The organism is Sphingomonas colocasiae (assembly GCF_019880585.1).
Lineage (GTDB): Bacteria > Pseudomonadota > Alphaproteobacteria > Sphingomonadales > Sphingomonadaceae > Sphingobium_A > Sphingobium_A colocasiae.
Window position 1 is genome coordinate 77,048 of record NZ_JAINVV010000016.1, and the last position, 6,196, is coordinate 83,243.

Genomic DNA, 6,196 nt, shown 5'->3' on the forward strand with positions numbered 1-6,196 from the left:
GGCATGGGAAGAGACCTGTCGAATGAGCAATGAATTTCCGCGCGAACCCGTGCCGGCCGAGCATGCCAACCGCTCCGCCGCGTCGATCACGCTCATCCTGATCAGCTCGATCATGAGTGTGCCCATGATCATCCTGGGCGGCACGATCGGCCGAGATTACGGCCTGTTCAACGCGCTGATCGTCACGATCGCCGGATGCGCGCTGACGGCCGGGCTCGCCATGCTCATGGCCTATGCCGGCGTCAGGACGCGGCGTTCGACGGCCTTGCTGTCCGAACAGGCCTTTGGCTCCAGGGGCGCGCGGGTGCTGACCGCCGCGCTCGGGATCGCGCTGCTCGGCTGGCTCGCGGTCGAGATGGGTTTTATCGGCGAACTGGCGGTGGGCGGCATCCGCCGCGCGTTGGGCGCGGAGCCGCCGCTGGCGATCGGCATCCTTGGCGCGGCGGCCATCATCGGAGCGATCGCGATCTTCGGATTCTCCGTGATCGCGCGCGTGCCTCTCATCTTCGTGCCGCTGTTGCTGTTGCTGCTGATCTTCGTCGCGCTCAAGGCGCTGCCACGGCTGGAGACGGTCGACACCGTCGCGGGCACGGCCGTGCCGATCGGCAGGGGGATATCGGCGATCATCGGATCGTTCGTGATCGGCTGCATCATCCTGCCCGATTACAGCCGGTTCATCGGCCGTTCGCGCGATGCGATGGCGGCGGCCGGCATGGCGCTGGGGCCGGTATGGGCGGCGGTGATCGGTTGCTATGCGGCGGCTGGGCTCGTCGCGCGGAGCGGCGATCCGGCGGAGGTGCTGATGCTGCTCGGCATGCCGGCGGTGCTGACGATCCTGTTGCCGCTGGGCCTGATGCAGAACGGGATCATGACGCTCTATTCCTCGGCGTTGGTGACTTCGACCTGGCTGAAGCGGATTCGTTTCACGCATATCGTGATCGTGACCGCCGGCATCGGCGCGTTGATCGCGCTCGCCGGCGCGCAGAACGCCTTTGTCAGCTATTTGGTGCTGCTGGGGCTGGTGTTCCCGCCCGCCGCCGCGATCCTGATCCAGCAGGCGCTGTTCGGCCGGGCGGAGGAAGGGGATGTGCGCTGGCGCAACCTGGCGATCTGGGGGGTGGCGAGCGCGGTCGCGACGGTCTGCGAATACAAGGCCGGCATCACCGGCATATCCGCGCTCGACGGCTTCATCACCGCTTTCGGGCTGGCGGCCGCCTCATCGAAGCTGGGAAAGATCAGGGCCGCGCCGTCCGCCGAAACTGGGAGAGTCGAGATATGAAACATATGCTGCTGATCGGCCTGGGGCCGCTGCTCGCATGCTGCGTCCAGCCCGGTGCGGGCGCGCAGTCGATCGCTGAGGCGGTGCCTGTCGCGCGTGCCGCGCCGGCCGCGCCCGAGCGGATCGTGCCGCTGGAGCAGGCATCCAATTTCCGCGACATCGGCGGTTACGCCGCCGCCGGCGGCAAGCATGTGCGCTGGGGCCGCATCTATCGCGCGGGCGCACAACCGATGCTGACCGATCGCGACGTCATCGCCGTCCGCGCGCTGGGCATCGGCAATATCGTCGACCTGCGATCGGACGAAGAACGTATCCTGGCGCCGACCCGGCTCGACGGCATCCGCTACAATGCGGTCGGCTATTCCTTCGCGCCGCTGCTGGAGACGATCCAGACCGCGCTGAAGAAAGACGGCACCGAGACGGCGATCAAGGAGATGTACGCCGTCCTGCCGACGATGATCGCACCACAGGTGCGGCTGCTGTTCGATCGGTTGCTCGCGAATGAGGGCGCGACATTGTTCAATTGCTCGGCGGGGCAGGACCGCACCGGCCTCGCCGCCGCCTTGGTGCTGAGCGCGCTCGGCGTCGACCGCGAGACCATCTATGCCGATTATCTGCTTTCCGAGCGCCACCGCCATACCGAGTGGGAAGTCGCGCCGATCCCCGACGCGCTGGCGACGGTCAATCCGGTCTACGCCTATTTCGCGAAATACCGGAAGGAACCGGAAACCGCCAAGCCGCCGTCGCTCTCCGCGTCCGACGGCAGGCCCTATCTCGCCACCTCCTTCGCGGTGATCGAGAAACGCTGGGGATCGGTGCCCGCTTATCTCGAGCAGGAGATCGGGCTGAATGCGGTCGATCTGGCACGGTTGCGCGCGCTGTATCTGGAATAGGGCCGCCGGCGCTTGGTGGAGGGCGTAAACGTTCCGGACGGATGATTTGACGACGGGGCTGCATTCGGTGCTTAATCGGACCATGCGCCAGTCTCTCTCATTCCTTGTGCTTGCCGCCTCGCTGCTTGCCGGTTGCGACGGTGGCGGCGCAGGCGCGCAGGATCGGGTGGCGGCGGAGGTGAAGGCGGCGATCCACAGCCAGATCGATGCTTATGCCGCGCGCGACGCGGAGAAGGCAGCCAGCATCGTCGCGCCGGATATCGTCGCGATGGTGCATGGCGCGCCCAATATCGTCGGCAAGCCGGCCAGCGCCGCGGCGATGAAGGCGCAGATGGCGGATCCGCGACTGAAGCTGGCGGTGTCCGACGAAAGCGTCGAGGTGTCCGGATCGGGCGATCTCGCGGTCTATCATGCTACCTATCGCTTCACCTTCTCCGATCCGGCGACAAAGCGGCCGGTGACCGAGACCGGCAATTGGGTGGCGGTGTTCAAACGCCAGGCGGACGGCACGATGAAGCTGCAAAAGGATATCGTGGTCGATGCCCCCATGCCGGGTCGGGTGGGGCGATAGAGTCTCCGTTAATCGCGGACTATCGGTTTCCCACAGCATGATGTGCCGAGATGCGCTGGCGCTTCATAGGCAGGCGACATTTGATCGGCGCGCGAATAGGGCCGAACCGGCTATTCGCAAAAGCGACGCTGTCATAAGGGAGAATGCGGTGAGCGGGACATATCCGGGATCATGCCTGTGCGGCACGGTGCGGTTCGAGATTGCGGGCGCGTTCGATGGCTTTTTCCTTTGCCATTGCGGGCGCTGCCGCAAGAATAGCGGGTCGGCGCACGCGGCCAATCTGTTCTCTCGCACCGCCCGGCTCGACTGGCTGGCGGGGGAGGATCGGGTGCGGACCTATGCCGTGCCCGATACGCGGCACCGCAGGAGCTTCTGCACGCAATGCGGATCGGCGCTGCCCGGCATGCATATCGACGGCACCGTTCTGGTGGCGCCGGCGGGAAGCCTGGACGGGCCGCTCGACACCCGGCCCGACGCGCATATCTTCATCGCCAGCCGCGCCGATTGGGACGATCGGCTGGAGGATGTGCCGCGGCACGAGGCGTTTCCGGGGTAACCCACCGTGCCCGGCGCAACGCGCTGACGTTGGATCGGGCTGGGGTTTTCCGCAAACGCCGATCATCCAGCTCGAACGGTTCAGACGTGCTGGCTGGATGCGTGCGGGCCTGATGCAGCCAGGCGCGACGCTCCGCCGGCCTCGCGTTCATAGGCGTCGGCAAGCTTGTGATAGAAGATGGCGGCGGTGGTGCCCTGTTGAGCGTGCGCACGTGCGCGTTCCTCGTCCGCGCGGCGCTGGAAATAGGATCGGTCGAACTGGTTCAAGGCCGTTCTCCTTCAAACAGACGTCACGCCCGTCCATGCTGCCGCCGATCGGCGCGGGAGTCGAGTCCCGGCTTATGCCGCGCGAAGATCGGGGAAGAGGGGCAGGTCGGTCGCCTGGTTTTCGGCGCGCGCGGCCTGATCGGCCGGGCTGATAGCGATCCACTCGATCGGCCAGTCATGTTCGATCGCCGGATCGCCCGAAGGTGTGATCCGGGTGATGCCGGCGCCTTCGATCGCGACGGTGAAGCGGCAATGATCCGCATCGTCGATCTTCCCTTCGAGCAGGGTACCGTCCGACAGCGCCAGCGCGAAGCGCGTGTCCGCCGTCGGATGCAGGCGCGGCGGGATGGTCAGGATGGTTTCGATGCTGCCCGATACGTGGAGCAGCTCGCGGTTGCGGCGGATTTGGATCGGCATTCCGGGCTCCGGCAGGGACGAATCGGGGATGGGGCCGCAGGATAGGCTGCCGTTGATTTGTTCTCAATATGTTCTGTTTTGCATCGGCGGATTTAACGGGCCGTGCCCGAAGAACCTGATTTCCGGGATAACCGGCCCGTGGAACGCGATGACGATAATGGCCAGTCCACCGATGAGGTGAAACGCAGGGGCCGGCCGACGCTGTATCGCGCCGAAATGGCCGAGCAGGCGCGCAAATTGTGCGAGCTGGGCGCGACCGATTTCGAGCTTGCCGACTTCTTCGACGTCGATGTGCGCACCATCCATCGCTGGAAACACAGCCAGCCCGAATTCGCGGCTGCGCTGCGCGTGGGCAAGGATATCGCCGACGACCGCGTCGAGCGCGCTTATTACAACCGCGCGATCGGCTACAGCTATGTCGCCGAGAAGATTTTCCAGCATCAGGGCAAGGTGCTGCGTGCCGACTATGTCGAGCATATGCCGCCCGATTCCTCGGCGGCGTTCAACTGGCTCCGCAACCGCCGGCCCGAACAATGGCGCGACCGGCAGGAACGCCATGTGACCGGCCATGTCGCCGTCGATCCCGAGGATCCCGAAGCCGCGCGCGCGATCATCCGCCGGCACGAGGCGCGGATGGCCGAGCGCGGGGAGAGCGACACATGATGCCGCCGGCGGGCGCCTATGCCGACACGCTGAGCGATGCCGATGCGGTGGAATTCGCCAAGGCGATCCTCGCGATCGAGCAGGCCGAGAAATTCGGCCGGTTCGCGGGCCTGTACCCCGAGACCGGGCCGCTCAGGCGCGGGCTTTATCCACGCCATATGGAGTTCTTCGCCGCCGGCAAGGATTACCGCGAGCGCTGCGCCATGTGCGCCAACCGCATCGGCAAGACCTATGGCATGGGCGGCTATGAATTCGTCTGCCATGTGACCGGCCTGTATCCCGAGTGGTGGCCGGGCAAGCGCTTCCACCGGCCGATCAGCGCCTGGGCGGCGGGCGACACCAACGAGACGACGCGCGACATCCTGCAGAAGACGCTGTTCGGCGAGATCGCCTGGCCGGGCAGCTACAAGGCGGTGGACGGATCGGGGCTGATCCCGCGCGACCATATCGACATGGACGGCTTCACCTGGCGCAGCGGCGTCACCGACCTGATCGATACCGCGCGGATCCGTCACATTTCGGGCGAGCACTCCACTGTCGGGCTCAAATCCTATGCCCAGGGGCGCAAGGCGTTCCAGGGCACCGCGCAGGACCTGATCTGGGCCGACGAAGAGCCGCCCCAGGACGTCTATGTCGAGATGCTGATGCGCACGATGACGACGGGCGGCATCACCATGCTCACCTATACGCCGCTGGAAGGGCCGAGGGCACCCGCGCGCTACGCCGTAGCGATGGCGCGTTCGTGCTGCCTCAGCGGCATGCAGAGGGCGCACGTTCCGCGATCGGGAGAATTCAGCAACCGCGAACCAACCCCCCATCGTCAGCTTCTTCTGCCTCGCCAAGCGCACCCGTCCTTTCAACGAACTCGCTTGAGATGCCGACATCTCACAAGCCTGACCCACAAAATATCCGGGATGAAGGAGGTGTTGGAGATAGTCGGCGCAAAAGTGCGAGTTTCGACGATGGATGGATTGGGGGCCAAGAATCTGGATTGAGGCAGCCGTCAATTGTCGATTTGATGGACTCTGATACGCCAAACGGGGGCTCTGACAGAAGCGGTGAGCAAGAATCAGGGCCGCCGAGGGGGCATCTAGTACCGAGGGTGGACGTTGCCGCGCAGTTTGATTCTAAGTTTGGCCGCACCGGCGAACGCAATTATACATACATGGATCCTGACGAGCTTGATCATGGTTTGGAGATGCAGATCGGCAATGACGGCATTCTGCGGCTCAATTTGCGGGCGCAGGGCGACAAAGTTCGGTTTGGTGGTGGTCGGGATATGGTCCTTAGTGGCATGCGTCGTTTAGAATCGGATGGAGTCAAGGTTAATGGAATAGCGGGGCGTTGGTTTGAAGTTTCAGATAGTGACAACTATTTTGAATATTTCGAAAATCGTTCAAATGGTATGTCTAGGCAGGAGTCTTCTAGGTCGTAGACTCATAAACGCGAAGCCAAAGCCGCATTGATGCGAGTTGAACCATGGCGAGGAAGTTCGCGGCCAGCTTGTCGTAGCGGGTGGCGACGCGACGGAAGTGTTTCAGCTTGGAGAAG

General features: G+C 64.4%; 9 protein-coding genes and 1 pseudogene. 7 read left to right on the forward strand and 3 right to left on the reverse strand.

Annotation, left to right across the window (positions count from 1 at the left end):
* Positions 1–22 precede the first annotated feature (22 nt).
* The 4 genes from K7G82_RS28940 to K7G82_RS28955 all read left to right on the forward strand — a co-directional run bounded on the left by K7G82_RS28940 (position 23) and on the right by K7G82_RS28955 (position 3,299).
* Positions 23–1,279 (forward strand): cytosine permease, encoded by a 1,257-nt coding sequence (locus K7G82_RS28940; RefSeq protein WP_222993952.1) that lies wholly within the window; start codon positions 23–25, stop codon positions 1,277–1,279.
* The gene (locus K7G82_RS28945; RefSeq protein WP_222993954.1) at positions 1,276–2,172 is read left to right on the forward strand and encodes a tyrosine-protein phosphatase; all 897 of its coding nucleotides are present in this window, start codon (positions 1,276–1,278) and stop codon (positions 2,170–2,172) included. Before K7G82_RS28940 ends, K7G82_RS28945 begins: the two co-directional genes overlap by 4 nt.
* A gap of 67 nt (positions 2,173–2,239) precedes the next feature.
* Positions 2,240–2,743 carry a YybH family protein gene (locus K7G82_RS28950; protein ID WP_222993956.1) on the forward strand — a complete coding sequence of 168 codons (504 nt, stop codon included), beginning with the start codon at positions 2,240–2,242 and terminating at the stop codon, positions 2,741–2,743.
* Between the two features lie 148 nt (positions 2,744–2,891).
* Positions 2,892–3,299, forward strand: coding sequence for a GFA family protein (locus tag K7G82_RS28955; RefSeq protein WP_222993958.1), 408 nt, complete (start codon positions 2,892–2,894; stop codon positions 3,297–3,299).
* 80 nt (positions 3,300–3,379) lie between these two features.
* On the opposite strand, the gene K7G82_RS28960 is transcribed toward K7G82_RS28955, so the two are convergent.
* Both K7G82_RS28960 and K7G82_RS28965 read right to left on the reverse strand, forming a co-directional pair.
* Positions 3,380–3,565: a hypothetical protein gene (locus K7G82_RS28960; RefSeq protein WP_222993960.1), complete on the reverse strand. Its 186-nt coding sequence runs from the start codon at positions 3,563–3,565 to the stop codon at positions 3,380–3,382.
* Between the two features lie 72 nt (positions 3,566–3,637).
* On the reverse strand, positions 3,638–3,982 hold the full coding sequence (locus K7G82_RS28965; RefSeq protein WP_222993962.1) for a hypothetical protein: 345 nt from the start codon (positions 3,980–3,982) through the stop codon (positions 3,638–3,640).
* Positions 3,983–4,120: 138 nt separating this feature from the next.
* On the opposite strand from K7G82_RS28965, the gene K7G82_RS28970 reads away from it, so the two are divergent.
* The 3 genes from K7G82_RS28970 (at position 4,121) to K7G82_RS28980 (ending at position 6,080) form a co-directional block, all read left to right on the forward strand.
* Positions 4,121–4,645, forward strand: coding sequence for a helix-turn-helix domain-containing protein (locus tag K7G82_RS28970; protein WP_222993963.1), 525 nt, complete (start codon positions 4,121–4,123; stop codon positions 4,643–4,645).
* On the forward strand, positions 4,642–5,640 hold the full coding sequence (locus K7G82_RS28975; RefSeq protein WP_222993965.1) for a terminase large subunit domain-containing protein: 999 nt from the start codon (positions 4,642–4,644) through the stop codon (positions 5,638–5,640). The genes K7G82_RS28970 and K7G82_RS28975 overlap by 4 nt, the downstream gene beginning before the upstream one ends.
* Positions 5,641–5,747: 107 nt before the next feature.
* Entirely contained in the window at positions 5,748–6,080 is a 333-nt protein-coding gene (locus K7G82_RS28980) for a hypothetical protein (RefSeq protein ID WP_222993967.1), read from the forward strand.
* Here K7G82_RS28980 and K7G82_RS28985 read toward each other — a convergent pair.
* Positions 6,070–6,196, reverse strand: a pseudogene (locus K7G82_RS28985) (IS5/IS1182 family transposase); the annotation flags it as partial. The gene K7G82_RS28980 and the pseudogene K7G82_RS28985 overlap by 11 nt on opposite strands.

Excerpts from the sequence above, each read along its gene's own strand:
- K7G82_RS28940 (WP_222993952.1), top strand. The coding sequence starts at position 23 with ATGAGCAATGAATTTCCGCGCGAACCCGTGCCGGCCGAGCATGCCAAC.
- K7G82_RS28945 (WP_222993954.1), top strand. The coding sequence starts at position 1,276 with ATGAAACATATGCTGCTGATCGGCCTGGGGCCGCTGCTCGCATGCTGC.
- K7G82_RS28965 (WP_222993962.1), bottom strand. The coding sequence starts at position 3,982 with ATGCCGATCCAAATCCGCCGCAACCGCGAGCTGCTCCACGTATCGGGC.
- K7G82_RS28975 (WP_222993965.1), top strand. The coding sequence starts at position 4,642 with ATGATGCCGCCGGCGGGCGCCTATGCCGACACGCTGAGCGATGCCGAT.